We start from the raw sequence: 25,281 nt of genomic DNA on the forward strand, positions 1-25,281 counted from the left end.
TGGTGGCGTAAAGCGCAATTCTAGCCGCCGCCCGTACCTGGAACTGTGCCGCAGCCCACGTCTGCATGCCAGAGGAAAATGTCCGAATCCAGCCGGTGCGCAGGTTGCCGAAGCGGTAGCATGCCGGCATGAACCTCGATCCCGATACCTGCTACAAGGCCGTGGCATCACATGACCGCCGCTTCGACGGGCGCTTCTTCGTAGGCGTATCCTCGACCGGCGTGTATTGCCGGCCGGTGTGCGCAGTGCGTACCCCCAGGCGCGAGAACTGCACCTTCTACGAAAGTGCCGCCGCCGCCGAGAAGCACGGCTTCCGCCCCTGCCTGCGCTGCCGCCCCGAACTGGCGCCGGGCCACGGCCTGGCCGATATCTCGGGCCGGCTCGCGCAGGCCGCCGCCACGCTGATCGACGAAGGCTTCATGGCCGAAGGCAGCGTCGCCACGCTGGCCGCGCGCATCGGCGTGACCGAGCGGCATTTGCGGCGCCTGTTCGACGCGCAGTTCGGTGTCTCGGTGCTCGAATACGCGCAGACACAGCGTTTGCTGCTGGCCAAGCGCCTGCTGGCGGACACCGCGCTGCCGGTGACCGAGGTGGCGCTGGCGGCGGGCTTCGGCAGCGTGCGCCGCTTCAACGATGTGCTGAAGACGCGCTACGGCCTGACCCCGCTCGCGCTGCGCCGGCGCGCTACCGACGGCGTGGCCGACCGCCTCGTGTTCGAACTAGGCTACCGGCCGCCGCTGGCGTGGGAGGCGCTGCTGCGCTTCCTGGCCACGCGCGCGGTGGATGGCATCGAAGAGATCCGCGACGGCGCCTATGCGCGCACGCTGCGTGTGGAAGCGGGCGGCACCGTGCATGCCGGCTGGGTCCGCATCGAGCATGTGCCGCGCCGCATGGTGCTGCGCGTGACCTTGTCTGCGTCGCTGGCGCGCACGATCCCGCAGACGCTGGGCAAGGTGCGGCGGCTGTGCGACCTGGGTTGCCGCCCCGATGTGGTCGACCGCCATCTCGGCGAGCTTGCGCAGGCCGTGCCGGGCATGCGCTTGCCGGGCAGCGTCGACGGGTTCGAGATTGCCGTGCGTGCGGTGGTGGGGCAGGTCATTTCGGTGGCGCATGCGCGCCGCATCCTGGCCGCATTGGCGCAGCGCGCGGCTGCGCCGGGAACGCTGCCCGATGCAATGCCCGGCAGCCTTTGCCACCTGTTCCCGAGCGCCGCCACCATCGCCGCCATGCCGCTGCAGGACCTGCGCGATGCCGGCGTGCCGGCGGGCAAGGCGCACACGTTGCAGGCACTGGCGCAGCGCGTGGCCGACGGCACGATCGCGCTCGACGCGCACGCGCCGCCCGAAGCGACCGTGGCGGCGCTGCGCGCCATCGATGGCATCGGCGATTGGACCGCGCAGTATGTCGCCATGCGCGCGCTCGGCTGGCCCGATGCCTTCCCGGGCACCGACTATGCGCTGCGCAAGGTGCTGGGCGTCGACACCGTTCGCGCGATGCACGCGCGCGCCGCGCAATGGGCGCCATGGCGCGCCTATGCGGCGGTCCACCTGTGGCATCGCTATGAGACCATGAAGGACGCGACCGCCGTGTCCGAACCGGAGACCATGACATGAGCAGCCATCGCCAGATCGACAGCCCGCTGGGCACCATGCTGCTGCGCGCGGAAGGGACGTGCCTGACCGGCGTCTTCTTCGCGGGGCAGAAGTACTATCCGGCCAACGTGGCGGGGAGCTGCGGCGAGGCATCGCCGCAGGAAGCGGCCGTGCTCGAACGCGCCGCGCAGGAACTGGCCGAATACTTCGCCGGCAAGCGCGACGCCTTTACCGTGCCGGTGCGCTTCGCGGGCAGCCCGTTCCAGCAGCGCGTCTGGCAGGCGCTGCGGGACATTCCATGCGGCGCAACGGCGTCCTACGGCGAACTGGCCGGCGCCCTCGGCCTGCCGCCGACGCACGCGCGCGCGGTCGGCGGCGCGGTGGGGCGCAACCCGCTGTCGGTGATCGTGCCCTGCCATCGCGTGCTCGGCAGCGCCGGCGCACTGACCGGCTACGCCGGCGGCATCGAGCGCAAGCGCGCACTGCTGCGGCGCGAGGGCATCGGCCCGGCGGGCGCCTGAGCCGGTGCCATGCCGCGCCTGTTTTTCGCCGTGGAAGTCCCGCCCGCGCAGGCGGAGCGGTTGCTGTCCACCCTTCCGGTGGCCAGCGGCCTGCGCCCGGTGCCGGCCACCCAGCTTCATCTCACCCTGCATTTCCTCGGCGAATGTGGCGTGCCCGAGGCGCAGCTGAACGCCGCGCTCGACGGACTCGCGGCGCCCGCCTTCACCCTGCAGGCTGCAGGCACCGGCCGCTTCCGCAGCGGCCCGGGGTCGGTGCTGTGGGCCGGCCTCGCGCCGGGTCCCGGGCTTGACGCGCTGCGCGCGCTGCACGCCGCGGTGGGGCAGGCGCTGGCGCATGCCGCCGGCATCGAGCCGGAGCGCCGCCGCTACCATCCACACCTGACACTGGCACGCTGCCGCCCCACGGTACCCGAGGCGATGCTGCGCGCCTGGCTCGACGCGCAACGCATGCTCGCCAGCGACCCTTGGCCGGTGCAGCGGCTGGTGCTGTTCGAGAGCCGGCTGGGACCGCAGGGCGCCGAGCATCTCGTGCTGCAGGCGTGGCCCCTGGTCCGGCCCGCTGCTACCCCAGGTTGCTGAGCCCCAGCGCGACCCCGAGCCCGCATAGCGCCGACCCGATGGCGCCGTCCAGCAGCCGCTGCCGGTGCAGCATCGCCGCACGCAACGCCGGCGCGGTGAACACGCAGGCCACCAGGCCGAACCACGCCAGGTGCGCCAGCGACATGAACGCGCCATAGCCGAACTGCACCGGCACCGGCGTGCGCGCATCGACCACCTGCGTATAGGTGCTGATGACAAAAAGCGTGCATTTCGGGTTCAGCGCATTGGTCAGGAAGCCCATGCGCAAGGCCGCGGCCGGCCGCAATGCCGGCGCGCCGTGCAGGTCGACCGCCGGCGGCGCGCGCCGGCGCAGCGTCTGCAGGCCGATCCACACCAGGTAGGCCGCGCCCAGCGCCTTCACCACCGTCAGGACGCTGTGCGCATGCGCCATCAGCAGTGCCACCCCGAACATCGTGTACAGCACATGGACCTGCACCCCCAGCGCGATGCCAAGGGCGCTGAGCAGCCCGGCGCGGCGGCCATGCAGGTAGCTGTTGCGGGTCACCATGGCGAAGTCCGGTCCGGGGCTGACCACGGCGAGCACGGTCACGGCGGCGACCGCCAACGATTCGGCGACTGGAATCATTTTGTGTGAAATTACCTTGTGGTTGAGGGCGGATTGCCGCCTCCAGCCTGGGCTGGTGCGGCAAAGCGTACCCAATTCTGCGTGCCAGAAACGGCCCTCACAACCGATATATACTTGCGCAAATCCGTGAGAAAAACTGACTGAAATTCCGATGCACTGGCTGGGCTGGATCCGCTTTTTCGAGGCTGCCGCACGCCACGAGAGCTTCGTGCGCGCGGCCGAAGAGCTGCACCTGACCCACGGCGCGGTCAGCCGGCAGATTCGCCAGCTGGAGGACACGCTCGGCGTCGCGCTGTTCGAGCGGCGCAACCGCGGCGTCTTCCTGACCGAGCCGGGGCGCACGCTGTTCGCCGCCGCCTCCCAGTCAATGGACATGCTGGCCGGCGCCGCCGCGCGCATCCGCACCCAGCCGCCCGGCCGCGCGCTGGTACTGTCGTGCGAGCCGACCGTGGCGATGCGCTGGCTGATCCCGCGCCTGCCGCGCTTTGCCGCGCTTTGCCGCGCGCCACCCCGACATCCCGCTGCACCTGATGGCGGCGGGCGGGCCGATCGATTTCGCGCGCAGCGGCGCCGACCTGGCGCTGCGGCGCAATGACTTTGCCTTTGAGCCGCGCTGGCACGCGCGCGAGGTGGCGCAGGAATGGGTCGGGCCGGTGTGCCGCCCGCTGCTGGCGCAGGGCGCTGCCGCCGTCCCGGCGCGGCTGCATACGCGCACCCGGCCCGATGCGTGGCAACGCTGGCTGGCGGCGGCCGGCCCGGCGGCGCAAGCCGCCAGCTTCGAGGGCGATGCCTGGTACGAGCATTTCTACCTGAGCCTGCAGGCCGCCGCGGCGGGTCTAGGCTGGGCCATGGCTTCGCGCCTGATGGCCGCCGACGAGATCGCCGACGGACGCCTGGCTGCCCCGTTCGGCTTCACGCCGGACGGATCGGCCTACCATCTGTTGTCGCCGGCGCCGTTCGAGCACGACACGCGCCGGCTCCTGCTGCTGGCGTGGCTGCGCGAAGAGGCGCTGGCTACCCTGGCGGCCCCGCCCGCACCGCCCGTGGCCCCACTGTGGGAGCCGAAGGGAGCCTGAAAGCGGCGCGGGCGCTACCCCCCGTAAGTCTGTGCTCAAGTTCTGCCACAGTTTTGCCGAAGGTGTCGCCATGAGCCTTGCCGGACGCGGGGGCACGCGCTTAACATGCGGCGCGCGGCCGGCAGGCCGGCAGGCCGACTGGCTGCCGCGCCCCCCACTACCCCACGACCCGGCGGCATCCCGCTATACCAGACGTTGCGTGAATCCATGAATCAGCACGAAGCCACCGGGGCCGGCACCGGAACCGATATCGACGCCGCCGCAGCCACGCCGGCGGACGAGCGCTACCGCCTCACGCACAACTCCCAGATCGGCACCGTGCTGCGCGACCTGTCGTGGCAGAAGTGCATGCTGAGCGTGCGCACCCGCACCGGCCACCAGTTTGTCACCTCGGTGCTGCATGTCGATCCGGTCAACCGGACCTTCGTGTTCGACTGGTGCAATGCCGACGCCGAGAGGCAGTCGCTGATGACTTCGGAAGAGAATGCGTTCTCGGGTTTGCTGCGCGGCGTGCCGGTGAACTTCATGGTCGGACAGCCGGCCGCGACCCGCTTCGAGGAAGGCCCGGCCTTTGTCGTCGAATTTCCGGAAAAGCTCTATCACTTCCAGCGCCGCCGCCATTTCCGCGCGCGCACGCTGGTGACCAAGGGCTACCGCTGCGAGATCCGCCGCGCCGACAATGCGCTGCTGTGCCTGGACATTGCCGACCTGTCACTGTCCGGTGTCGGGCTGCGCTCCAGGAGCGTCAATGAGGAGCAGTTGCCGGTCGGCACCACCGTGGCCAAGTGCTGCCTCGATTTCCGTGAACTGGGCAAGGTCGAGCTCGACCTGCAGGTGGTCGGCCACTGGCTGGTCGGCCACGACGATAACGCCATCCACCACTTCGGCTGCGCCTTTGTCAGTCCGGATGGCCGCATGGAGAATTTCCTGCAACGGCTGGTGTTCGCGCTGGAGCTGGCACACCGGGGCTGAAGCGTCCCGGCCCGGGCGCGGCCGGTGCCCGGGCCATGCTCAGCTAGGCGCCGCCGCGCGCCTAGGAGCCGATCAGCCGGCCGATGGCCGCGGCGGCTTCGCGCATGGGCGGCAGCAGCCGCGTGACCATATCGCTTTCCGACACGCGCGCGGCGCGCACGCTCACGCTCAGGCCGGCCAGCACGATGCCCGAGGCCGAGCGCACCGGCACGGACATCGCGCGCAGGCCCGGCTCCAGCTCCTCATCAACGATCACGTAGTCGACTTCGCGGGCCCGCGCGAAGCATGCCTCCAGCTCCTGCCGCGACACCTTGGTCTGCAGCGTGCGCGGACGCAGCTCGGCATGCTCGAAGAAGCCGTCGAGCACCGTGGCCGGCTGGTGCGCCAGCAGCAGCCGGCCGTTGGAGGTGCAGTAGGCCGGCAGGCGGCTGCCCATGCCCAGCGAGTAGTTCAGCACGCGCTGCACTTCGGAACGGACGAGATACAGGATGTCGGTGCCGTCGAGGATGGCGAGCGCGCAGGTCTCGTGGATGCGCGCGCTCAGGTTGTCCAGGATCGGCTGCGCCAGCGACACCAGCGAGGTCGAGGAAAAATACGCATGCCCGAGGTGCAGCACGCGCGGGCGCAGCGCGAACTGGCCGTCCTGCTGGCTGACATAGCCGAGCTGTTCCAGCGTATAGAGGCAGCGCCGCACCGAGGCGCGCGACAGCTGCGTGCGCTGCGCCACCTGCGAGATGGTCAGCGGGCGCTTGCGTTCCGAGAAGGCCTCCAGCACGGTCAGCCCGCGCGCCAGCGACAGCATGAAATTGGGATCGCCGGCAAAGCTGCTCAGCAAATCGGCGTGCGGCCGGGCGACGCGGACGGTGTCGGCCTGTGCATGACCGAGACCGATGGGGCGGAGGACTTCCATTGGGCTGTGCTTGTCCGGGTTCGTTGTTCGATAATCGCGCAATCTTAAACCGGCTTGGCGCAACGGGCCAGCATTGCGTGCATCCACGTGTGTCCCGGTGGGCACGATGCTCGCTTTGTGATCGAGGCCATACCCTGGATCGCGCACTGCTTGCCGCCTGCGTACCCGCTCCGCCAACTTGAACAACGCCACGCGGGCCAGCCCCCAGCCCACGCCGAACGCGGCGCTGCCCAGCACGGAAATCGATCTGCATGGAGACCTCCGCGAATGCGGCCGGCAGCGCGGCCCGAAAGGGATGATAGGAGGGTGGGCGGGGTATCACGCACTCGCGGTCGTTATCCGGCGCGCGGCGACCGCACATAAAAAAGTCGCCGCTGGGGTAGCGGCGACCGGGGAAGGGTCTGTCAATCAAGAGGGGGTCTTGCTGACAGGAAAAGTATAGACATTTGAATTAAGACATTACATACAACTTTGGTGGGGTACTCACGCATCACTTATTGCCTCCCGCGCCTCAGAACGGCTTGCCGAGGTAGAGGTAGAAGCTGTATGTCCCCGCCGCGGCTCTGCCATACGCGAAATAGAGCGGGCCCAGCGGGCTGTCCAGCGCCAGGAACAGCGATCCTGACTTGAGCAGCCCGGTCGGGCTGCCCGGCACGAGCGGCGCGCCCATGCGTCCCGCCTCCAGCGAGAAGCCGGCGTAGATCCCCTGCAGCAGCGTCTGCCGCGCCAGCTTGTTGTAGTAGACCAGCCGCGCAAACTGCAGGTTGCCGCCCAGCAGCTGGCCGGTCGCATAGCCGGATTGCTGCAGGAAGCCGCCCCACTGGAACAGGTCGTAGCGCGGCAGCGGGTTGCCGACATTGGTGCCGGCCTTGAACCCGAGCGAGACGGTATGGTTGCCGAACGAATGCGCATAGGTTCCTTCGGCCTGCGCCTTGACATAGGAATCGTCGGCACCGAGCCCCGGTTGCGAGGCATAGACGCGCAGCGAGGCCGCATAGCCGAAGCGCGGGAAGTCGACGCTGTCGAGCTGGTCGAAGAAGAGCCGGCCGGTAATGGCGCCGCGCTTGATCCTGCCGGGGCCCGGCGACAGCGCCTCCGGGCCGGTGCTCAGCGTGGCGTCCAGCGTGCCGGTCTGCACGCCCAGACGCAGCTCGCCGTACTTGGTGAACTGGCTGCCCACGTCCAGCGCGACGTCGAAGCGGCGCAGGTCATAGGTGGCCAGGCGGGTGCTGCCCTGGAACACGTTGACCGGCCGCCGCTCCAGCTCGATGCGCGGGGCGATGAAGAAATACTGGCGCGTGTTCAGCGGCTGGTAGAACTCGCTCATCAGCGACGTGGTCTGGCCCACCTGCGCATCGGTACGCCACTCGGCGCCAAGCGAGTTCAGCCAGGTGCGCCGGTAGCTGCCGACCAGGTTGAAGAAGGCATCGCCGCGGAAGTCCGAACTGAGCCCGAGGCCGAAGCGCAGGTAGTCGGGCCCGTACGATTTCTCGACCGCATTGACCACCAGGATGCGCTTGCCCGGCTCTTCCATGATGCCGTAGTTGACGTGCTCGAAGTCGCCGGTGCCGAACAGCCGCCGCATGTCCTGGTCGAGCGTGGCCTGGTCGAGCGGCTCGCCGGGCTTGGTCTCCATCACGGCCGTGGCTACCTCGGGGTTGACGCGGTGCAGCGGCGCCAGCTCGATCGCATCGACCGGGCGCGTGTCCGGTGGCGGCACTGCCTGCTGCACGGCGCGCAGCTGCGCGTACTGCGCCGGCGGCAGAGCCAGCGGTGCGAGGCGTTCGGCCACCTTGCGCGTCGCGGCTTCGCCAATGGGGATGGTGGCGGTCAGGTGGTCGAAGTCGGTCGCGGAAAAATCGCCGAGCGCCGGCTCGATCAGCACGTCGGCGGGAGCCAGCGAGGCCAGCGAAGCGCGCACGTTCTGCTCGGTCAGGATGTTGAGCATCTGGCCCGTCACGCCGATGATGGAGGTCAGCTCCTCGCGCTTCATCAGCGGCGTGCCGAGGTTGACGGCGATGATGACATCGGCGCCCATCGCGCGCGCCACGCCGACCGGCAGGTTGTCGGTGAGTCCGCCGTCGACCAGTAGCCGGCCCTGGTATTCCGCCGGCGCCACCGCGCCCGGCACCGACATGCTGGCGCGCATCACGTTGGCCAGCTCGCCGGCGTTGAACACCACTGGCGTGCCGGAGACCAGGTCGGTGGCGACGGCGCGGTAGGGGATCGGCAGCTTGTCGAAGTCGCGGTAGCCGGGCGTGCGCGCCAGCTGGCGCAGCACCGTTTCCAGCTGCACCCCCGAGACCGCGCCCTTGGGCAGCATCAGCCCGCTCGACTGCACGCCGATTTCCGGCGTGAACAGGTTGGTGAAGTCGTCCTGCTTGCGGCGGATGGTCAGGTCCTGGCGCGGCGGACGTTCCTTGAACAGCTTGTCGGTGCTCAGGCCGCCGACCAGCCGCTCCATCTCGGCGGGCGACATGCCGGTGGCATAGGCGCCGCCGACCAGCGAGCCCATGCTGGTGCCTGCGATGCAGTCCACCGGCACGCGCAGTTCCTCCAGCACCTTGAGCACGCCGATATGCGCGGCGCCGCGCGCCCCGCCGCCGGACAACACCAGGCAGATGCGCGGGCGTGTGCCGCGCGCTGGCGCGGCGGTGGCGGCCGGCGTGCCGATCACGGCCGGCGCCGCAGGGGCCAGGGGGGAGATCGCTGGCCCCGGCATGTCCGGCGCGCTCGATGCGGTCGCTGCCTCCGGCGCGGCCCGGGCGCCCACGGCAAGGCACGCCGCCAGCGCAAGCGCTGCCAGCCGCAGGATCCGCAACCCGTGGGGTGTGGCTGCCTTCATGTCGTCGTCCGTTCAGCAGGCAGCCGCAATGCGGCGCCGGTTGCCCGGTCTGTGCGCGGCCGGGATGGGCGTCGGCTTATCTTCGGGCAAAAACGCGGCGCGCGGGCCGCCCGGCGCCCGTGCCGCAAAACAATTCATCATGCCGCTCGGAAGCGTGCAGATCGGCATCTGCGGCCGGCAGCGCGCTGCGCAAGCTCCCTGCAATGACTAAGATGAACGCAGGCCAAGGCGGGTGGGGAATGCATGTACGGTTATTTCTTTTGCCAGACCGCGGCGGGGCAACTGACGCTGATTCCCCGCCAGAAGGACTGGATGCTGATGCTGGGCAATGGCGTGATGGGACGGTACCCGAGTGCCCAGGCAGCGGTGGATGCCCTGCACGACGGCGCGATCTGCGTGCAGGGCCGGCGTATCGACGCGATCGCGCTGGGCGTGCCGCCACGCGCGCACGACTGGCTCTACCATGTACTGAGCCGCTGAAGCCGCCAGCGGCGCACCCGGCGGGCGGCATGGAACCGCACGGACCGCACGGACCGCGAAGAAGGGGGAATCGCCATGACCGTACTGGTGGAGTGGACCCGCGAACATACCTGCCGGCTGTTCCCGATGTCGGCCGAATACCATCGCGCCGGGGGTAGCGAGGTGCAGGTGAGCTGGCAGGCAGAGCCGCCCGGCTCGCCGGGCCGCTGCCGCGTCAGTGCGTCGCTCGCGTTCGACCAGGACGTGATCGATGCCGTCTACCTGGCCGATCCGCCCGAGCTGGCCCGCATCGGTGCGCGGCTGGCCGACCTGGTGGCGCGCTGGCTTGCCGATGACGATATGGCCTGCCTGTCCGGCACGGCGCTGGTGATCCCGGTCGGCAACGTGCTGCTGAGCCACTGAGGGCCACTGCTGCGGCGCTGCCGCGGCGGCGGGGCGGCGGCGTGGTTGGCGCCGGCGGCATATACTGGCGGCTGATCCGCCAAATCCGCCCGCAGCGGCGTGCAGTCCGTGCCCCAAGCGTCTCCCGTCAACCCCGTCGATGACCCGCGCCCCGTACCACCCGAGCGGCCCGGCGACGACGAATGCTGCGGCTCCGGCTGCGATCCCTGCATCTTCGATTACTACTACCAGGAACTGGACCGCTACCGCGAGGAACTGCGCGCGTGGGAAGCGCGCCAGGCCGCGCGGCACGCGGAGGATCCGGCCAATTGAACGCGTTGCTCGACTTCGTTCGGCGCCATCCGCGCCTGTTCGTGCTGACCGGCGCCGGCATCAGCACGGATTCCGGGATCCCCGGCTATCGCGACGCGCGTGGCCAGTGGCAGCGTTCGCAGCCGATCACGCTGCAGGCCTTTCTCGGCTCGCACGCCGGGCGCCAGCGCTATTGGGCGCGCAGCATGCTGGGCTGGCCGGTGGCGTGGCAGGCGCGGCCCAACGGCGCCCATCAGGCGCTGGTCCGGCTGGGCGAGCAGGGCCGCCTGGGAGCGCTGGTCACGCAGAATGTCGACGGCCTGCACCAGCGCGCCGGCAGCCGCGACGTGATCGAGCTGCACGGCAGCCTGGGCAGCGCCATCTGTCTGGACTGCGGCGCGCGCCATGACCGCGCCGGCCTGCAGGACTGGCTGCTGGACCGGAACGCCGCGTTGCGCGACGTGATCGCCGAGCCGGCCGCCGATGGCGACGTGCATTTCGAATCGCCGCTGTTCGCGCAGTTCCGCGTGCCCGAGTGCGGACGCTGCGGCGGCATCCTCAAGCCGGACGTGGTCTTCTTCGGCGAGTCGGTGCCGCGCGTGCGCGTCGATGCCGCGCGTGCGGCGCTGGAGGCCGCCGACGCGATGCTGGTGGTGGGCTCGTCGCTGATGGTCTACTCGGGCTACCGATTCTGCGTCTGGGCCGGACAGATGGGCAAGCCGGTGGCGGCGCTCAACCTCGGCACCACGCGCGCGGACGGCATGCTGGCGCTGAAGGTCGAAGCCGGCTGCGCGCCGGCGCTGCAGGCGCTGGTGGCGCAGCTCGATGCAGGCGCCGCAGATTGAGCGGTGGCCAGATCATGGATGCCGCCGTTGACGCGGCCGCCACACAGGCATAGCATCGGCAGACTTCGCATCAAATTCCCGATTTCGTCATGACCGCAGACCGCCATCGCCCCGTCAACGCCGCACCGCCGTGCGACGCGTTGCCGTGCGTGCGTCGTCAGCCTGCGTTCGTCTCTGTCGCACCGCCGCCGTTCTCCGGCGGCGCGCATCCGCCCCCGCCGCCACGCGGCTGACGGGCGCGCATCGCGGCCCGAATCGCAGCACTCTCGTCCCCGGTTTTCACGCCTGCGCGTGCCTGACGGCACGGTAGCCGCGCGCCTGTGCGCCGCTGCCGGCCGCCGTGGGTTGTTGGGCGCGCCTGCGCGCCGGGGTCTGCCATGCTTTCGACAGATGACATTCCATGACCACCGAAAAAGACTGCGCGGCGCAACTTGGCGCCGCGACCGATGCCCGGCATGCGGTATCCGCCGCGCCCTGGGCCACACCCCTGTTCGTGCTGCTGTGGAGCAGCGGCGCCATCGCGGCGCGCCTGGGGCTTGACCACGCCACGCCTTTTGCGCTGCTGACGTTGCGCTTCGCCCTGACGCTGGCCGTGCTGGGCGCCATCGGCCTGGCCCGCGGCCACGTGCTGCCCCCGCGGGGCGAACGGCTGCATGTGGCGCTGACCGGCCTGCTGCTGATCGGCGGCTACGCCGTGTTCTATTTCCTCGCACTCGACCACGGCATGACGCCCGGCGTGCTTGCCACCGTGCTGGGCGCGCAACCGATGCTGACCCTATTGCTGACCGAGCGACGCTACAGCACCGCCCGCATGGCGGGCCTGGCGCTCGCGCTTGCCGGGTTGGCGCTGGTGGTCGCGGACAGCCTGCTGCTGGCACGGCTTTCCCTGGCGGGCGTGTTGTGCGGGCTGGCATCGCTGGCTTGCATGACCGTCGGCGCCATCCTGCAGAAGCGCATCACGCGCGAGCCGGCGCAGGTGCTGCCGCTGCAGTATGGCGCCAGCCTCGCGGCATGCCTGCTGTGCCTGCCGTTCCAGCCCTTTGCTTTCGAGGTATCGCTGGCGTTCGCGCTGCCGCTGCTGTGGCTGACGCTGGGCATCTCGATCGGCGCCACACTGCTGTTCTACCGGCTGATCCGCGCGGGCAACCTGGTCAACGTGACCAGCCTGTTCTACCTGGTCCCTGCCGGCACCGCCGTGCTGGACTACCTGCTGCTGGGCAACCGGATGGCGCCGCTGGCGGTCGCCGGCATGGCGGCGGTGCTGGCAGGACTGGCGCTGGTGTTCCGCGGCGCGCGGGAACCGGCACCGGAAACGGCGCAGAAAACGGCACCGGAAACGGCGCAGAAAACGGCGCAGAAAACGGCGCAGCCTTAGCGGTTCTTCACTTCGACCCGTACTTCGTCCTTGCCGACCGTGATCGTCCCCGGCTCGACCTCCTTGCCGCCGAAGCGCAGTTCCTCGGGTTTGAAGGTGTAGACCGGATAGTCCTTCAGCAACTGCTGCGCGACGACCGCGCCGATGGCATTGAGCTGCTCGCGGTACTGGGCCATGCCGTTGACCTCCACTTGCTGCACCGTGGGGTTGTCGAGCAGCACGGCGCGCTGGCCGGGGTCGTAGCGCACGCCGCTATTGAGCGCCAGCGTGCCGTCGACCGGCGGCGAGGGCAGCAGTGCGTTGGTCAGGCGTGCGTCGACATGGGTGGTGAGCCGGTTGCTGGCCTCGTCGAGTACCAGACGGGGGTGGCTCAGCTGCACGGTCACCACTTCCGCGTAGCGCAGCGTGGCGGGAAAGCGCTGCTCCAGCGCGGCCTGCAGTTCCTGGCGGGTCAGCGTGTATTCGCCGGTCCAGACGTTGTAGCCGGCCAGGGCGGGCGTGGCAGCGGCGCAGACAGCCGCGGCGGCAAGGAACAAGGAAGGGCGCAGGCGCATGTGGCGGATCGTGCGCGCCTCGTCGGCGCGCCATGGATGGGTGTCAGCCAGTCAGACCGCGTGCGCGGGACGGCGTTCCGTCACATGGCAGATGCGTACCCTGCGCGCGGCATCAGTAGTGCGGCGGGATTTCCTGCAGGGGATCGGACTCCGCCGCCGTCGACGTGGCGCTGCGCAACTGCTGGTAGAGCGCGCGAAACTGCCCCTGCAACAGGTCGATCTGCTGCTGCTGCCGGGCCACGGTAGCGTTGAGCGTTTCGAGCAGGTCTTCCTGGAAGGCGAGCTTGATTTCGAGTTCCGTGATGCGTTCGTCCATGGCGCGTGGCTGTCGTGGGTTCGCCGGTTCCTCCGGCTGGCGGCGCGCATTGTAATCCCGTATGCCGCCACCGCCGGCGAAACCGCACGCGCCGCGCTTATTTCTGCTCGGTGATCAACATCCACATGATGCCGAAGCGGTCGCTCACCATGCCGAACTGCTCGGCGAAGAAGGTCTTGTCCAGCGGCATCACCACCTGGCCGCCTTCCTTCAGGGCGTTGAAGGCCTTTTCCACCCCGGCCTTGTCGGCAAAGCTGATGGTCAGGCCGAAGCCCTCGAACTTGGGCTGGTTCGAGCAGCGGCCGTCGGACGCCATGATCACGCTGTCGCCGATCTGGAATTCCATATGCATGACCTTGTCTTCCGTTCCCGGCGGAGCCTGGCAGCTGGGATCGGCCTTTTCCGGCTCGGGGTTCTCCTTGAACGTCATCCGCATGTTCACCTTGGCGCCAAGGGTCTTCTTGTAGAACTCGACAGCTTCATCGCAACGACCTTCAAGAAAGAGATAGGGCTGGACTTGCATGACAACTCCTGTAAAGGAGGCTGCCCGGGCGGGCAGCCAGGAAGAACGTAGCCATCGTACGGACGATGGTCGCGAGGATCCGGCAACGGGCGCAACGGTATTGTGTACGCCGTCCACAATACCTTAGCAAACAAAGTGGCCGGTGTCCACATCAATGCGAGGCCGGTTGTCGGCGAGACCGTGCGCGCCGTGCTGCACTAGAATGCCCGCGAACCGTCTCGATCCGGTTCTCGCCTGACCCACCTTAGACATCCGGGGCTGCCTTGCGTTACGAACTGACCGACCTGCGCCTGTTCCAGGCGATCGCCGATGCACAAAGTCTTTCCGGCGGTGCTTCGGCCACGCATATCACCGCATCGGCGGCAAGCTACAGGCTGAAGAACCTGGAACATGCGATGGGCACGCCGCTGTTCGTGCGCACTGCGCGCGGCATGGAGCTGACGCCGGCTGGGGAAACACTGCTGGTCCATGTGCGCGAGCTGCTGCTCGGCGTCGAGCGCATGCACGGCGAGGTGGGCCGTTTCTCGGCGGGCCTGAAAGGCAATATCCGGCTGCTGGCCAACAGCAGCTCGCTGAACGGCTTCATCATCCCGAGCGTGAGCCGCTTCCTGCTGGCCAACCCGGACGTGAACATCGACCTCGAAGAACGCGCCAGCCAGGCGATCCTGACCGCGGTGGCTGCACACGAGGCCGACGTCGGCATCCTCGCCGGCGATTTCGAGACCACCGGCGTGCGCTCGGTGCGCTATGCGCGCGACGAGCTGATCCTGGCGGTGGCGGCGGAGCATCCGCTGGCGCGCGAGCCGGAGGTGCGCTTCGGCGCGGCGCTGGCCTTCGACTTTGTCTGCATGAGCCGCACCAGCAGCAACTTCCTGTTCCTGCGCGAGATGGCGCAGCGCGCGGGCAAGAGCCCGAACGTGCGGCTGCATGCGCACAGCTTCGATGCAGTGCTGTCGCTGGCCGAGGCGGGGGTGGGCGTGGCGCTGGTGCCGCGCAGCGTGGCCGCACAGGCACTGCGCGAAGCGCGCGTGGTGGGGGTGAGGCTGGCCGAGCCGTGGGCACTGCGCGAACTCAACCTGATCGTGCGCGCCGACGGCAAGCTGCCGGCATTTGCCGAGGCGTTCGCGCAGTTCCTGCTTAACGATCCGCGCGTGGTGGCCACGCGCGAGGGCGGCGCCGTGGCCAGCACGGCGCCATAGCCCAAATCAGCGCTTGCGGTTGAGGAACGTAGCCATATGCTGCTGCGGCTCGCCGGTGTCGAACGCGCTGCCGAATTCCGCCACGCTGTTGTTGATCGACACATCGACCGGCGCGTCCTCCCACTCGCGCAGCAAACGCTTCTGCTGGCGCACGGCGACGGGACCGAACCCCGCCAGCAGCGCGGCCACGCGCTCGACCTCCTGGTCCAGCGCATCCAGCGGCACCACGCGGCTGACCAGCCCCCACTGCAGCGAGTCTTCGGCGTTGACGATCTCGCCCGTCAGCAGCAGCCATGACGCGCGCGCATTGCCGATCAGGCGCGGCATCAGCGCGGCGTGGATCACCGACGGGATGCCGACCTTGACCTCGGGCATGCCGAGCTGCGCATTGTCGGCGGCGATGCGGATATCGCACGCCAGCGCCAGCTCCAGCCCGCCGCCCAGGCACCAGCCCGGCATGCGCGCGATCACCGGCGCCGGGCAGTGGCGCACCGCGTCGCACAGGCGGCGCAGGCCGCTGATGAAGGCCTGCGCGCTGGCGCGGTCCAGCGCGGCCATTTCCTTGATGTCGGCGCCGCCGATAAAGCCCTTGTCGCCGGTGCCGCGCAGCACCACCACGCGCACGGCGTCGTTGGCGGCCAGCGCCTCGAGCGCGCGCGTGGCCGAGGCGATCACCGGCGTGCCGAGGATGTTGAGGGAACCCGCGTCGCGGATGGTGACGGTGGCAATGCCGCGCGCGTCGATATCGACGCCGGCGTGCTGTTCCTGGATGGTTTCGCTCATGTCGGTCCTTGCTGGTGGCTCGCTTACTGAAGCCTGGTGAAGTGGATATCGTCGACGACCTGCTTCCAGTGCGCATTCTGCCCGCGCACCAGTTCGGAAAACGCCTGGCGCGAGGTGGGTGCCGGGATCGCGCCCTGCTTCTCGATCGCGGCGATCACGTCGGGCTCGGCCAGCACCTTGCGCACGGCCTGGTTCAGCTTGTCGAGGATGGGAGCGGGCGTGCCGGCCGGCGCGGCCAGTCCGAACCACGACGGATTGTTCATCGCCGGCAAGCCGGCTTCGGCATAGGTCGGCACATTGGGCAGCACCTTCAGCCGCTGCTTCGCCGCGACCGCCAGCGGCTTCAGCCGCCCACCCTGGATCAGGGCGGACGACGACGGGATGTTGTCGAACACCACCTGGATCTGGCCCGCGACCGCATCGTTGAGCGCCGGGCCCAGGCCCTTGTAGGGCACGTGCAGCATGCGCGTGCCGGTCGTGTTCATGAACAGTTCGCCGTTCATGTGGCTCAGGCCGCCATTGCCCGACGAGCCGAACGAATACTTGCCCGGATTGGCTTTCAGCAGGTTGATGAAGGACTGCAGGTCTGCCGCGGGGAACGACGGGTTCACCACCAGCACATTCGGCACGTCGGCGAGGTTGCTGATCGGCGCGAAATCCTTCACCGGGTCATACGCGGTCTTGACGTAGACGTTGGGGTTGACCGCATGCGAGCTTTCCACCTCCATCACCAGCGTGTAGCCGTCGGCAGGCTGCCTGGCGGCATAGGCGCTGCCCACGGCGCCGCCAGCGCCCGGGCGGTTCTCGACCACCACCGGCTGGCCCAGCACCGGGCCCAGGTGGGTGCCGACGATGCGGGCGATGATGTCGGTGGTGCCGCCCGCGGCGTAGGGCACGACCAGCTTGATCGGGCGGTCGGGGTAGGCGCTGGCCTGCGCGGCGCCGGCAGCGGCGAGCGCGGCGAACAGGGCAACGGTGGCAAGGACTGGTTTCATCGGGTGTCTCCGGAGCAGGGTTTGTCGGTCTTCGGTCTTGTCTGGGCAGGACATCAGTTGGCGGCGCCGTGCTCGCCCAGCAGCGGCGGCGGCACGAGCGGGCCGTCGTGGCCCGCCAGCATCGGGTTGCGCACCATCGGCACGCGGCCCATGACGGGGTGCTCCGCCACCTGCATCAGGCCGCGGTGCCGCACCTGCGGATGGGCGAAGACCTCATCCATGGTGTGGATCGGGCCCCAAGGCACACCGTTGGCGTCGAACGCATCGGTCCAGGCGGCGCGCGTGCGGGTCGGGAATAGTTCAGTCAGCAGCGCGCGCAGCGCCGGCAGATGCTCGATGCGCGCCGAGTTGGTAGCGTAGCGCGGGTCCTGCGCCAGCCCGGGCATGCCCGCCACCGCGCAGAAGCGCGCGAACTGGCCGTCATTGCCGATCGCGAGGATCAGGTGCCCGTCGGCGCAGCGGAACACTTCATATGGCGCGCAGTTGGGATGCGCGTTGCCGCTGCGCTGGGGGTTCTGGCCAGAGACCAGGTAGTTGGCAGCCTGGTTGGCATTCATCGCCACGGCCACGTCGAGCAGCGCGATATCGAGGTGAGCGCCGGCTCCGGTCGACTGCCGCTGGTAGAGCGCGGCCAGCACCGCCGAGGTCGCATACATGCCGGTGCTCAGGTCGACCACCGCCACGCCGGTGCGCAGCGGTCCCGCGCCCGGTGCGCCGTCGGGCTGGCCGGTATAGCTCATCAGGCCGCCCATGCCCTGGAACACATAGTCGTAGCCGGGCTTGTCGGCCATCGGCCCGTCCTGGCCGAAGCCGGTGATCGACAGGTAGACCAGGCGGGGATTGATCGCCTTGAGGGTTTCGTAGTCGAGCCCGTAGCGGCGCAGCGTGCCGACCTTGTAGTTCTCGACCAGCACGTCGGCCTCGCGCGCCAGCTCGCGCACCCGCGCGGCGCCTTCCGGCGTGCTGTAGTCGATCGCCACGGAGCGCTTGCCGCGATTGCAGCAGATGAAATAGCCCGACAGGCGCGGATCGCCATCGGTGCCGGCCGGTGCGTCGAGGTAGGGCGGGCCCCAGCCGCGGGTGTCGTCGCCGTGCCGGGGGTGCTCGACCTTGGTCACCTCGGCGCCCAGGTCGGCCAGGTTCTGGGTGCACCAGGGACCGGCGAGAATGCGCGACAGGTCCAGGACCCGGACCCCTTCCAAGGCGCGATGCAACATGACGACTCCGCTCTCAAAACGACGATGCGGCGCAGTATAGGGAGGGCTCCCGGGGGCGAACCAGTCGAGAGTTTTGAAGGGTGCGTTCGCGGCTTTTCAACGCTGCACCGGGGTGCTGCCAACGGCCCGGCGGCGGCGGCCGTTTGGCGCGTGGGCGCTGCCGTGTCACAATTCGCGTTTGGCACTGACTCGGCCCGTGACTCGGCCGGCCGCGTCGCCGTGCTTCCGCGCGCGCTGGCGCTTTTCGCGCAGCGTGGCGGAAGCCCGCCCAAGAGCCGACAAATTCACTTAGATTTCTGGCGATGACTACCATCCTGCAGCACATTCCTACCGGCGAGCGCGTCGGTATCGCCTTCTCCGGCGGCCTTGACACCAGCGCGGCACTCCTCTGGATGCGCCAGAAGGGCGCCGTCCCCTACGCCTACACCGCCAACCTGGGCCAGCCCGACGAGCCCGACTACGACGACATCCCGCGCCGCGCCAACGCCTACGGCGCCGAGGAAGCCCGCCTGGTCGACTGCCGCACGCAGCTGGTGGCCGAGGGCATCGCCGCCCTGCAGTGCGGCGCGTTCCACATCTCCACCGCCGGCATCACCTACTTCAACACCACCCCGATCGGCCGCGCTGTCACCGGCACCATGCTGGTCGCCGCGATGAAGGAAGATGGCGTCAATATCTGGGGCGATGGCAGCACGTTCAAGGGCAATGACATCGAGCGCTTCTACCGCTACGGCCTCCTGACCAACCCCGGCCTGCAGATCTACAAGCCGTGGCTGGACCAGCAGTTCATTGACGAACTGGGCGGCCGCGCCGAGATGTCCGAGTTCATGCGCCAGAACGGCTTCGACTACAAGATGTCGGCAGAGAAGGCGTACTCGACCGACTCCAACATGCTGGGCGCCACTCACGAGGCCAAGGACCTGGAGCACCTGGATTCGGGCATCCGCATCGTCCAGCCGATCATGGGCGTGCAGTTCTGGCGCGACGACGTCGAAGTCAAGCGCGAGGAAGTCACCGTGCGCTTCGAGGAAGGCCAGCCGGTCGCGCTGAACGGCCAGACCTTCGCCAACGCCGTCGACCTGTTCATGGAAGCCAACCGCATCGGCGGCCGCCATGGCCTGGGCATGAGCGACCAGATCGAGAACCGCATCATCGAAGCCAAGAGCCGCGGCATCTACGAAGCCCCGGGCCTGGCGCTGCTGTTCATCGCCTACGAGCGCCTGATCACCGGCATCCACAACGAAGACACCATCGAGCAGTACCGCGACAACGGCCGCCGCCTGGGCCGCCTGCTGTACCAGGGCCGCTGGTTCGATCCGCAAGCCATCATGCTGCGCGAAACCGCCCAGCGCTGGGTGGCCGGCGCCATCACCGGCGAAGTCACCATCGAACTGCGCCGCGGCAACGACTACTCGATCCTGAACACCACCTCGCCCAACCTGACCTACAAGCCGGAACGGCTGACCATGGAAAAGGGCGAGTCGATGTTCACCCCGCTGGACCGCATCGGCCAGCTGACGATGCGTACGCTGGATATCGTCGATACGCGCGAGAAGCTGCAGACGTATGCGAAGACGGGCCTGTTGTCGACGCAGGTGAGCGCTTCGCTGCCGAAGCTGGAAGACTGATTGGGGTTTGCGCTGGCTGGCGCGACCTGCTTGTAGAAAACCGGCACCGTGAGTGCCGGTTTTTTTTACGCCGTCTCCAAGCAACGCGGGCTGGATGGCGCATCGTGTGTTGTGTAAAGTTGCGCAAATGAAGATCGCGGATCTGATCAGGCAACTGACGTCCGACGGCTGGTATTTGACGCACATCGTCGGATCGCACCATCAGTTCAGGCACCCCACCAAACCAGGAAAGGTAACGGTGCCTCACCCGAAGAAAGCCCTATGCTGGCTGACGCGAACGCCATTCCTGGCGGCGTACACTGTGGCCTCGAGACCACCGGAGCCACCACCCATGTCCTCCCTGCGCAGCCTCTACCCGGAAATCGAGCCCTACCACAGCGGTACGCTTGATGTCGGCGACGGCCACGTCCTCTATTACGAGCGTGTCGGCACGCCGGGCGCCAAGCCGGCGGTGTTCCTGCACGGCGGGCCCGGTGGCGGGATCTCGGCCGACCATCGGCGGCTGTTCGACCCGGCGCGCTATGACTTGCTGCTGTTCGACCAGCGCGGCTGCGGACGATCGACGCCGCATGCGGGGCTGGAGAACAACACCACGTGGCACCTGGTCGACGATATCGAGCGGCTGCGCGAACTGGCCGGCGTGGAGCGCTGGCTGGTATTCGGCGGTTCCTGGGGCTCGACGCTCGCGCTGGCCTATGCGCAGAAGCATCCGCAACGCGTCAGCGAGCTGGTGCTGCGCGGCATCTACACGGTGTCGCAGGCAGAGCTGGACTGGTACTACCAGTACGGCGTGTCCGAGATATTCCCCGAGAAATGGGAGCGCTTCCAGGCGCCGGTGCCCGAGGCGGAGCGCGGCAACATGATGGCGGCCTATCGCAAGCTGCTGACCGGCGACGACAAGGACAAGCAGGTCGAAGCCGCGCGTGCCTGGAGCGTGTGGGAGGGCGAGACCATCACGCTGCTGCCGGATGCCGGCAACAGCGCCAAACATGATGACAGCCACTTCGCGCTGGCTTTCGCGCGGCTGGAGAACCATTATTTCACGCACCGCTGCTGGCTGGAGGATGGACAGTTGCTGCGCGACGCAGGCAAGCTGGCCGATATCCCCGGCGTGATCGTGCACGGACGCTATGACATGCCGTGCCCGGTGCGCTATGCCCATGCCCTGCACAAGGCGTGGCCGAAGGCGGATTTTCACCTGATCGAAGGGGCAGGCCACGCGTGGACGGAGCCGGGGATCATGGACCAGCTGATCGCCGCCACCGACCGCTTCGCCGCGGCGTAGCCCGGCCGGGCCAACAGGAGACAGGAGACAGGAGACCGCAATGCAGCCCACGATGCAGCTTTATGCCCACCCGTTTTCCTCCTACTGCCAGAAGGTGCTGATCGCGCTGTACGAGAACGCGATCCCGTTCGAGTTTCGCATGCTGTCGCCCGACCATCCCGAGCATGCAGCCGAACATGCGCGCTTATGGCCATTGCAGCGGATGCCGCTGCTGGTGGACGGTCCGCGCACGGTGTTCGAGTCCAGCATCATCATCGAATACCTCGACCAGCATCACCGGGGCGCGGTGCGCTGGCTGCCTGAGGCGCCCGATGACGCGCTCGAAGTCCGCCTGCTGGACCGCTTCTTCGACCAGTACGTGATGACGCCGATGCAGCGCATCGTGCTCGACTATCTCCGTCCCGCTGACCACCGCGATGCCTGTGGCGTGGCCGAGGCGCACAAGCTGCTGGAAAGCGCCTACGCCTGGCTGGACGCCAGGCTCGCCGGCCGCCAATGGGCTGCGGGGACGGCTTTCACGCTGGCCGATTGCGCGGCGGCACCGTCGCTGTTCTATGCGGACTGGGTGCATCCCGTTCCTGCGGCGTGCCCCCATGTGCGCGCGTACCGCTCCCGGCTGCTGGCCCGGCCATCCTTCAGCCGGGCCGTCGACGAGGCGCGGCCCTACCGCTCGTTCTTTCCGCCGGGCGCTCCGGACCGGGACTGACGCAGCGAGCGTCCGCGTCAGCCAGCACTTGCTCTCGCTGGACGCCGCACCCCTTGCGGGTCGCCGCCGGCGCTGCCAGGGGAGCGCCGGCGGAAGGACGGCGGAATGACGGTGCCTTACCCGAACATCCCGCCGTTGACCGAAATCACCTGCCGCGTGATATAGCCGGCATCGGGCGACATCAGGAAGGCGACGGCGGCAGCAACCTCGTCCGGCGTGCCCATGCGCCGCGCCGGGATCAGGCGCAGCGCTTCCTCGCGCACGTGCGGCTCGACCATGTCGGTGTCGATCAGGCCGGGCGCGACGCAGTTGACCGTGATGGCGCGCTTGGCCAGTTCGATGGCAAGCGCCTTGGTCGCGCCGATGATGCCCGCCTTGGCGGCGCTGTAGTTGGCCTGCCCGCGGTTGCCGACCAGTCCGGAGACCGATGACAGCGTGACGATGCGGCCAGGCTGGCGGCGCTGCACCATCGGCATCACCACCGGGTTGAGCACGTTGTAGAAGGCGTCGAGGTTGGTGTGCACCACCTCGTCCCACTCGGCGCCGGTCATGGCCGGGAACGCCGCGTCGCGGGCCAGCCCGGCGTTGCAGACCACACCGTAGTAGCAGCCGTGCGTGGCAATGTCGGCCAGCAGCGCGGCCGCTGCCTCGTCCCGGCGGCTGACGTCGAAGCACAGCACGCGCGACCTGCTGCCATGGGCGCGCACCGCGTCGGCCACGGCTTCGGCCTCGTCGCGGCGGGCGCGGCAATGGACCACCACGTCATAGCCGTCGCGCGCCAGGCGCAGCGCGATGGCGCGGCCGATGCCGCGCGACGATCCGGTGACCAGTACGGTCGGATTGGTCATGCTTGTTGTCCTAGCAGTTGGGCCGTGCCGGCTCGGCGGCGGCCGTCAGACGTTGCAGAATTCTTCGAGTACCGCCATGCGGCGGCGCGGATCGGCGACGAACGGGTTGTTGCGGTCCCATGCATATCCGGCCAGCACCGCGCTGATCATGCCGCGGATCTCAGGCGTGGCATTGGGGTGGAAGATCAGCTTCTGGAAGCGGCCTTCATACCATGCTTCAACAAAGACGCGGAAGCAATCCACGCCAGCGCGCAGCGGCTGCGCGAAATCTTTCTCCCAGTCCACCGTTTCGCCGCCGAGCTGGCGCACCAGGCAGTCAGCGGCCAGGCTGGCCGACTTGAAGGCGATGGTGACGCCGGAGGAAAACACCGGATCGAGGAATTCGCCGGCATTGCCCAGCAGCGCGTAGCCATTGCCCCACAGCGAACTGACGTTGGCCGAATAGCCCGCGATCTGGCGCGCCGGGGTGTCCCAGCAGGCATCGGCAAGCAGGCTGGCCAGTCCGGGCTCCTCGGCCACCAGCGCGCGCAGCCGCTCGGTCTCGGTGCCGGTGTAGTTGTCCAGGAATGCCTTCTCCGCGACCACGCCGAGCGAGCAGCGGCCGTCCGAGAACGGGATGGTCCAGTACCACACGTCCGGGTGCCGCGGATGCACGCTGATCAGGATCTTGTTGCGGTCAAAGGCTCCCGGCGCGATCCGGTCTTCGACATGGGTAAAGAGCGCGCTGCGCACCGGGAAGCCCGACGGCGACTCCAGCTTGAGCAGGCGCGGCAGGATGCGGCCGAAGCCCGAGGCATCGAGCAGGAATTTCGCGCGCACCCGGTACTGGCTGCCGTCCGGCGCGCGCACCGTCACCTCCGGCTGCGCGCCGCCGACATCGACGTTCTCGACCAGATGCGCGAAGCGGACTTCGGCGCCCTGGCGTGCCGCCTCGCGGATCAGCACATCGTCGAAGCGGGAGCGCTGTACCTGATAGGTCGTGCCCCAGCCGGGAGAGAATTTTTCCCGGAAGTCGAAGGCGGTGTGCTGGCCGGCGCGTGAGAACGCCGCGCCGTTCTTGTACTGGAAGCCGGCTTCGACCACCGCGCGCAGCATGCCGGCGCTTTCGATATAGGCCATGCTCTGCGGCAGCAGACTCTCGCCGATCGAAAAGCGCGGGAAAATTTCCTTCTCGATCACCAGTACCGGGATTCCGTGCTTGCGCAGCAAGCCCGCCGCGACCGAGCCGGCAGGGCCTGCGCCGATGATGACGACATCCGTGGTTTCCGTTTGCATTGGTGTCCGATCCTTGTTCCTGGTCAGGCCGGCGGGTGAGCGCCGGCAAACGCAAGAATATGGCGGCAAAACGCCCCCAGTTGGCGTGCCAGCAACATCTTGAAACCATTTCAGGCCGCTGTCGCGCGGAATCAGGCATGCAGCAAAGGCCTGACAAGGCACGCAATAAAAGCAGCATGGCAGCCGCGTTTATTTCGCTGTCAGCCGCCTGCCGGTGCTTGCCGGCAAGCTGGCCGAACTCCCGGCAAAATGTGGGACCGTGGTCACACAACCTTTCCGGAGAACCCATGCCAGACACCACCATGCCCTACCGCCGCCTCGGCGCCAGCAACCTCCGCGTCTCGGCGCTGTGCCTGGGCACCATGATGTTTGCCGACCAGACCGACGAAGCCGAGGCGGCGCGCATCGTTGCCAGCGCGCGTGACCACGGCGTGAATTTCATCGATACCGCCGACGTCTACACCAAGGGCGCGTCGGAGCAGATGGTCGGCAGGCTGCTGACCGCCAACCGCCACGACTGGGTGCTGGCGACCAAGCTCGGCAACGCCATGCAGTCCGCACCCAATCACTCGCACTACTCGCGCGTGTGGATCGCGCGCGCGGTCGAGGACAGCCTGCACCGGCTCGCGACCGACTACATCGACATCCTCTACCTGCACCGTGACTATCCCGGCGAAAACCTGGAAGAGGCGGTCCGCGCGATGGGCGACCTGGTGCGCAGCGGCAAGATCCGCTACTGGGCGGTGTCGAACTTCCGCGGCTGGCGCATCGCCGAGATCGCCCGGCTGTGCGGCGAACTGGGCGTGCCGCGCCCGGTGGTCTGCCAGCCGTACTACAACCTGCTGAATCGCCTGCCCGAGGTGGAGATCCTGCCGGCTTGCGAGCACTATGGCCTCGGCGTGGTGCCCTACAGCCCGGTGGCGCGCGGCGTGCTGACCGGCAAGTATGCGCCCGGCCAGGCGCCGGAGCAGGGCACGCGCGCCGGCCGTGCCGACCGCCGCATGATGGAAACCGAGTTCCGCGAGGAATCGCTGGTGATCGCGCAACAACTCAAGGCGCATGCCGAGGCGCGCGGCCTGACGCCGGGGCAGTTCGCCACGGCGTGGGTGCTGGCCAACCCCATCGTCTCGTCGGTCATCGCGGGGCCACGCACGCTGGCGCAGTTCGAAGACTACTTCGGTGCGCTCGGGGTCGCGATCACGCCCGAGGAAGAATCGATGATCGATGCACTGGTCGTGCCGGGGCATGCGTCGACCCACGGCTACAACGACCCGGGCTACCCGTTCGGGGGAAGGCCGGTGGCACGCGCGCAGCAGGCATGACTGCGACGCACGCCGGTGGTGCGGGACCACGCCGGCATGTGGCGCAAACGCGTCTCCGAATGGCGCGCGTTAACGACGGCGCGATGAGCGGCGCGGTCAATGACATGATGACCACACGCATGCTTGCTGCACGCC

26 protein-coding genes and 2 pseudogenes are annotated in these 25,281 nt (G+C 68.6%); 17 read left to right on the forward strand and 11 right to left on the reverse strand.

Annotation, left to right across the window (positions count from 1 at the left end):
• Positions 1–128 precede the first annotated feature (128 nt).
• The 3 genes from K309_RS0103725 to thpR are packed head-to-tail and all read left to right on the forward strand — an operon-like array spanning position 129 to position 2,692.
• Positions 129–1,613 (forward strand): DNA-3-methyladenine glycosylase 2 family protein, encoded by a 1,485-nt coding sequence (locus K309_RS0103725; protein ID WP_029045164.1) that lies wholly within the window; start codon positions 129–131, stop codon positions 1,611–1,613.
• Positions 1,610–2,113: a methylated-DNA--[protein]-cysteine S-methyltransferase gene (locus K309_RS0103730; protein ID WP_029045165.1), complete on the forward strand. Its 504-nt coding sequence runs from the start codon at positions 1,610–1,612 to the stop codon at positions 2,111–2,113. The genes K309_RS0103725 and K309_RS0103730 overlap by 4 nt, the downstream gene beginning before the upstream one ends.
• 9 nt (positions 2,114–2,122) lie before the next feature.
• Entirely contained in the window at positions 2,123–2,692 is a 570-nt protein-coding gene (thpR, locus tag K309_RS0103735; RefSeq protein WP_029045166.1) for an RNA 2',3'-cyclic phosphodiesterase, read from the forward strand.
• Here the strand turns inward: thpR and K309_RS0103740 are convergent.
• A complete protein-coding gene (locus K309_RS0103740) occupies positions 2,676–3,299 on the reverse strand; it encodes a LysE family transporter (protein WP_029045167.1) in 624 nt (207 codons plus the stop codon). The two genes, thpR and K309_RS0103740, sit on opposite strands and share 17 nt — an antisense overlap.
• Positions 3,300–3,450: 151 nt before the next feature.
• Here K309_RS0103740 and K309_RS35900 point away from each other — a divergent pair.
• Positions 3,451–4,375 (forward strand): annotated as a pseudogene (locus K309_RS35900) (LysR family transcriptional regulator).
• A 207-nt stretch (positions 4,376–4,582) separates the two neighbouring features.
• On the forward strand, positions 4,583–5,347 hold the full coding sequence (locus K309_RS0103750) for a flagellar brake protein (RefSeq protein ID WP_029045168.1): 765 nt from the start codon (positions 4,583–4,585) through the stop codon (positions 5,345–5,347).
• A gap of 61 nt (positions 5,348–5,408) precedes the next feature.
• Here the strand turns inward: K309_RS0103750 and K309_RS0103755 are convergent, their stop codons facing one another.
• Together K309_RS0103755 and K309_RS0103760 are read right to left on the reverse strand one after the other, a co-directional pair.
• Entirely contained in the window at positions 5,409–6,257 is an 849-nt protein-coding gene (locus tag K309_RS0103755) for an IclR family transcriptional regulator domain-containing protein (RefSeq protein WP_029045169.1), read from the reverse strand.
• Between the two features lie 511 nt (positions 6,258–6,768).
• Positions 6,769–9,102 carry a patatin-like phospholipase family protein gene (locus tag K309_RS0103760; RefSeq protein WP_029045170.1) on the reverse strand — a complete coding sequence of 778 codons (2,334 nt, stop codon included), beginning with the start codon at positions 9,100–9,102 and terminating at the stop codon, positions 6,769–6,771.
• Here K309_RS0103760 and K309_RS41535 point away from each other — a divergent pair.
• The 6 genes from K309_RS41535 (at position 9,101) to K309_RS35905 (ending at position 12,495) form a co-directional block, all read left to right on the forward strand.
• Positions 9,101–9,313, forward strand: coding sequence for a hypothetical protein (locus K309_RS41535; protein WP_156914293.1), 213 nt, complete (start codon positions 9,101–9,103; stop codon positions 9,311–9,313). The genes K309_RS0103760 and K309_RS41535 overlap by 2 nt on opposite strands.
• 32 nt (positions 9,314–9,345) lie before the next feature.
• Entirely contained in the window at positions 9,346–9,582 is a 237-nt protein-coding gene (locus K309_RS0103770) for a hypothetical protein (RefSeq protein ID WP_029045171.1), read from the forward strand.
• A 75-nt stretch (positions 9,583–9,657) separates the two neighbouring features.
• On the forward strand, positions 9,658–9,984 hold the full coding sequence (locus K309_RS0103775) for a hypothetical protein (protein ID WP_029045172.1): 327 nt from the start codon (positions 9,658–9,660) through the stop codon (positions 9,982–9,984).
• A gap of 108 nt (positions 9,985–10,092) precedes the next feature.
• A complete protein-coding gene (locus K309_RS0103780) occupies positions 10,093–10,296 on the forward strand; it encodes an oxidoreductase-like domain-containing protein (RefSeq protein ID WP_029045173.1) in 204 nt (67 codons plus the stop codon).
• Complete coding sequence (locus K309_RS0103785; RefSeq protein ID WP_029045174.1) at positions 10,293–11,120, forward strand: NAD-dependent protein deacetylase; 828 nt, start codon at positions 10,293–10,295, stop codon at positions 11,118–11,120. The genes K309_RS0103780 and K309_RS0103785 overlap by 4 nt, the downstream gene beginning before the upstream one ends.
• 400 nt (positions 11,121–11,520) lie before the next feature.
• On the forward strand, positions 11,521–12,495 hold the full coding sequence (locus tag K309_RS35905) for a DMT family transporter (RefSeq protein WP_084402348.1): 975 nt from the start codon (positions 11,521–11,523) through the stop codon (positions 12,493–12,495).
• On the opposite strand, the gene K309_RS0103795 is transcribed toward K309_RS35905, so the two are convergent.
• From K309_RS0103795 to K309_RS0103805, 3 genes are all read right to left on the reverse strand, one after another.
• Complete coding sequence (locus tag K309_RS0103795) at positions 12,492–13,049, reverse strand: DUF1439 domain-containing protein (RefSeq protein ID WP_029045175.1); 558 nt, start codon at positions 13,047–13,049, stop codon at positions 12,492–12,494. The two genes, K309_RS35905 and K309_RS0103795, sit on opposite strands and share 4 nt — an antisense overlap.
• A gap of 112 nt (positions 13,050–13,161) precedes the next feature.
• A complete protein-coding gene (locus K309_RS0103800) occupies positions 13,162–13,365 on the reverse strand; it encodes a SlyX family protein (protein ID WP_029045176.1) in 204 nt (67 codons plus the stop codon).
• A 97-nt stretch (positions 13,366–13,462) separates the two neighbouring features.
• Positions 13,463–13,888 carry a VOC family protein gene (locus K309_RS0103805; RefSeq protein WP_029045177.1) on the reverse strand — a complete coding sequence of 142 codons (426 nt, stop codon included), beginning with the start codon at positions 13,886–13,888 and terminating at the stop codon, positions 13,463–13,465.
• Positions 13,889–14,151: 263 nt separating this feature from the next.
• Between K309_RS0103805 and K309_RS0103810 the strand changes: the two genes are divergently transcribed.
• A complete protein-coding gene (locus K309_RS0103810) occupies positions 14,152–15,087 on the forward strand; it encodes a LysR family transcriptional regulator (RefSeq protein WP_029045178.1) in 936 nt (311 codons plus the stop codon).
• A gap of 6 nt (positions 15,088–15,093) precedes the next feature.
• Here the strand turns inward: K309_RS0103810 and K309_RS0103815 are convergent, their stop codons facing one another.
• Genes K309_RS0103815 through K309_RS0103825 form a run of 3 tightly spaced genes read right to left on the reverse strand, consistent with a single transcriptional unit; the run spans position 15,094 to position 18,082 of the window.
• Complete coding sequence (locus K309_RS0103815) at positions 15,094–15,870, reverse strand: enoyl-CoA hydratase (RefSeq protein WP_029045179.1); 777 nt, start codon at positions 15,868–15,870, stop codon at positions 15,094–15,096.
• A gap of 23 nt (positions 15,871–15,893) precedes the next feature.
• The gene (locus tag K309_RS0103820; RefSeq protein WP_029045180.1) at positions 15,894–16,865 is read right to left on the reverse strand and encodes a Bug family tripartite tricarboxylate transporter substrate binding protein; all 972 of its coding nucleotides are present in this window, start codon (positions 16,863–16,865) and stop codon (positions 15,894–15,896) included.
• 53 nt (positions 16,866–16,918) lie between these two features.
• The gene (locus tag K309_RS0103825) at positions 16,919–18,082 is read right to left on the reverse strand and encodes a CaiB/BaiF CoA transferase family protein (protein ID WP_029045181.1); all 1,164 of its coding nucleotides are present in this window, start codon (positions 18,080–18,082) and stop codon (positions 16,919–16,921) included.
• 302 nt (positions 18,083–18,384) lie between these two features.
• On the opposite strand from K309_RS0103825, the gene argG reads away from it, so the two are divergent.
• The 4 genes and pseudogenes from argG (at position 18,385) to K309_RS0103840 (ending at position 21,701) form a co-directional block, all read left to right on the forward strand.
• Entirely contained in the window at positions 18,385–19,710 is a 1,326-nt protein-coding gene (gene argG / locus K309_RS0103830; RefSeq protein WP_029045182.1) for an argininosuccinate synthase, read from the forward strand.
• A gap of 127 nt (positions 19,711–19,837) precedes the next feature.
• Positions 19,838–19,954: pseudogene (locus K309_RS43915) on the forward strand (type II toxin-antitoxin system HicA family toxin); the annotation flags it as partial.
• A gap of 87 nt (positions 19,955–20,041) precedes the next feature.
• Complete coding sequence (gene pip / locus K309_RS0103835) at positions 20,042–20,995, forward strand: prolyl aminopeptidase (RefSeq protein WP_029045183.1); 954 nt, start codon at positions 20,042–20,044, stop codon at positions 20,993–20,995.
• A 52-nt stretch (positions 20,996–21,047) separates the two neighbouring features.
• The gene (locus K309_RS0103840) at positions 21,048–21,701 is read left to right on the forward strand and encodes a glutathione S-transferase family protein (RefSeq protein ID WP_029045184.1); all 654 of its coding nucleotides are present in this window, start codon (positions 21,048–21,050) and stop codon (positions 21,699–21,701) included.
• 116 nt (positions 21,702–21,817) lie between these two features.
• On the opposite strand, the gene fabG is transcribed toward K309_RS0103840, so the two are convergent.
• Together fabG and K309_RS0103850 are read right to left on the reverse strand one after the other, a co-directional pair.
• Complete coding sequence (gene fabG / locus K309_RS0103845; protein ID WP_029045185.1) at positions 21,818–22,549, reverse strand: 3-oxoacyl-ACP reductase FabG; 732 nt, start codon at positions 22,547–22,549, stop codon at positions 21,818–21,820.
• Positions 22,550–22,594: 45 nt separating this feature from the next.
• Positions 22,595–23,824, reverse strand: coding sequence for an NAD(P)/FAD-dependent oxidoreductase (locus K309_RS0103850; RefSeq protein ID WP_029045186.1), 1,230 nt, complete (start codon positions 23,822–23,824; stop codon positions 22,595–22,597).
• A gap of 287 nt (positions 23,825–24,111) precedes the next feature.
• On the opposite strand from K309_RS0103850, the gene K309_RS0103855 reads away from it, so the two are divergent.
• Positions 24,112–25,146 (forward strand): aldo/keto reductase, encoded by a 1,035-nt coding sequence (locus tag K309_RS0103855; protein WP_029045187.1) that lies wholly within the window; start codon positions 24,112–24,114, stop codon positions 25,144–25,146.
• Positions 25,147–25,281: the final 135 nt, after the last annotated feature.

This window comes from Cupriavidus phytohabitans (assembly GCF_000426345.1).
In the GTDB taxonomy this organism is placed as follows: Bacteria; Pseudomonadota; Gammaproteobacteria; order Burkholderiales; family Burkholderiaceae; genus Cupriavidus.

What these genes read in the sequence shown, in the direction of transcription:
- K309_RS0103725 (WP_029045164.1), top strand. Translation starts at nt 129, where the DNA reads ATGAACCTCGATCCCGATACCTGCTACAAGGCCGTGGCATCACATGAC.
- K309_RS0103730 (WP_029045165.1), top strand. Translation starts at nt 1,610, where the DNA reads ATGAGCAGCCATCGCCAGATCGACAGCCCGCTGGGCACCATGCTGCTG.
- thpR (WP_029045166.1), top strand. Translation starts at nt 2,123, where the DNA reads ATGCCGCGCCTGTTTTTCGCCGTGGAAGTCCCGCCCGCGCAGGCGGAG.
- K309_RS0103740 (WP_029045167.1), bottom strand. Translation starts at nt 3,299, where the DNA reads ATGATTCCAGTCGCCGAATCGTTGGCGGTCGCCGCCGTGACCGTGCTC.
- K309_RS0103750 (WP_029045168.1), top strand. Translation starts at nt 4,583, where the DNA reads ATGAATCAGCACGAAGCCACCGGGGCCGGCACCGGAACCGATATCGAC.
- K309_RS0103755 (WP_029045169.1), bottom strand. Translation starts at nt 6,257, where the DNA reads ATGGAAGTCCTCCGCCCCATCGGTCTCGGTCATGCACAGGCCGACACC.
- K309_RS41535 (WP_156914293.1), top strand. Translation starts at nt 9,101, where the DNA reads ATGTCGTCGTCCGTTCAGCAGGCAGCCGCAATGCGGCGCCGGTTGCCC.
- K309_RS0103760 (WP_029045170.1), bottom strand. Translation starts at nt 9,102, where the DNA reads ATGAAGGCAGCCACACCCCACGGGTTGCGGATCCTGCGGCTGGCAGCG.
- K309_RS0103770 (WP_029045171.1), top strand. Translation starts at nt 9,346, where the DNA reads ATGTACGGTTATTTCTTTTGCCAGACCGCGGCGGGGCAACTGACGCTG.
- K309_RS0103775 (WP_029045172.1), top strand. Translation starts at nt 9,658, where the DNA reads ATGACCGTACTGGTGGAGTGGACCCGCGAACATACCTGCCGGCTGTTC.
- K309_RS35905 (WP_084402348.1), top strand. Translation starts at nt 11,521, where the DNA reads ATGACCACCGAAAAAGACTGCGCGGCGCAACTTGGCGCCGCGACCGAT.
- K309_RS0103795 (WP_029045175.1), bottom strand. Translation starts at nt 13,049, where the DNA reads ATGCGCCTGCGCCCTTCCTTGTTCCTTGCCGCCGCGGCTGTCTGCGCC.
- K309_RS0103800 (WP_029045176.1), bottom strand. Translation starts at nt 13,365, where the DNA reads ATGGACGAACGCATCACGGAACTCGAAATCAAGCTCGCCTTCCAGGAA.
- K309_RS0103805 (WP_029045177.1), bottom strand. Translation starts at nt 13,888, where the DNA reads ATGCAAGTCCAGCCCTATCTCTTTCTTGAAGGTCGTTGCGATGAAGCT.
- K309_RS0103815 (WP_029045179.1), bottom strand. Translation starts at nt 15,870, where the DNA reads ATGAGCGAAACCATCCAGGAACAGCACGCCGGCGTCGATATCGACGCG.
- K309_RS0103820 (WP_029045180.1), bottom strand. Translation starts at nt 16,865, where the DNA reads ATGAAACCAGTCCTTGCCACCGTTGCCCTGTTCGCCGCGCTCGCCGCT.
- K309_RS0103825 (WP_029045181.1), bottom strand. Translation starts at nt 18,082, where the DNA reads ATGTTGCATCGCGCCTTGGAAGGGGTCCGGGTCCTGGACCTGTCGCGC.
- argG (WP_029045182.1), top strand. Translation starts at nt 18,385, where the DNA reads ATGACTACCATCCTGCAGCACATTCCTACCGGCGAGCGCGTCGGTATC.
- pip (WP_029045183.1), top strand. Translation starts at nt 20,042, where the DNA reads ATGTCCTCCCTGCGCAGCCTCTACCCGGAAATCGAGCCCTACCACAGC.
- K309_RS0103840 (WP_029045184.1), top strand. Translation starts at nt 21,048, where the DNA reads ATGCAGCTTTATGCCCACCCGTTTTCCTCCTACTGCCAGAAGGTGCTG.
- fabG (WP_029045185.1), bottom strand. Translation starts at nt 22,549, where the DNA reads ATGACCAATCCGACCGTACTGGTCACCGGATCGTCGCGCGGCATCGGC.
- K309_RS0103850 (WP_029045186.1), bottom strand. Translation starts at nt 23,824, where the DNA reads ATGCAAACGGAAACCACGGATGTCGTCATCATCGGCGCAGGCCCTGCC.
- K309_RS0103855 (WP_029045187.1), top strand. Translation starts at nt 24,112, where the DNA reads ATGCCAGACACCACCATGCCCTACCGCCGCCTCGGCGCCAGCAACCTC.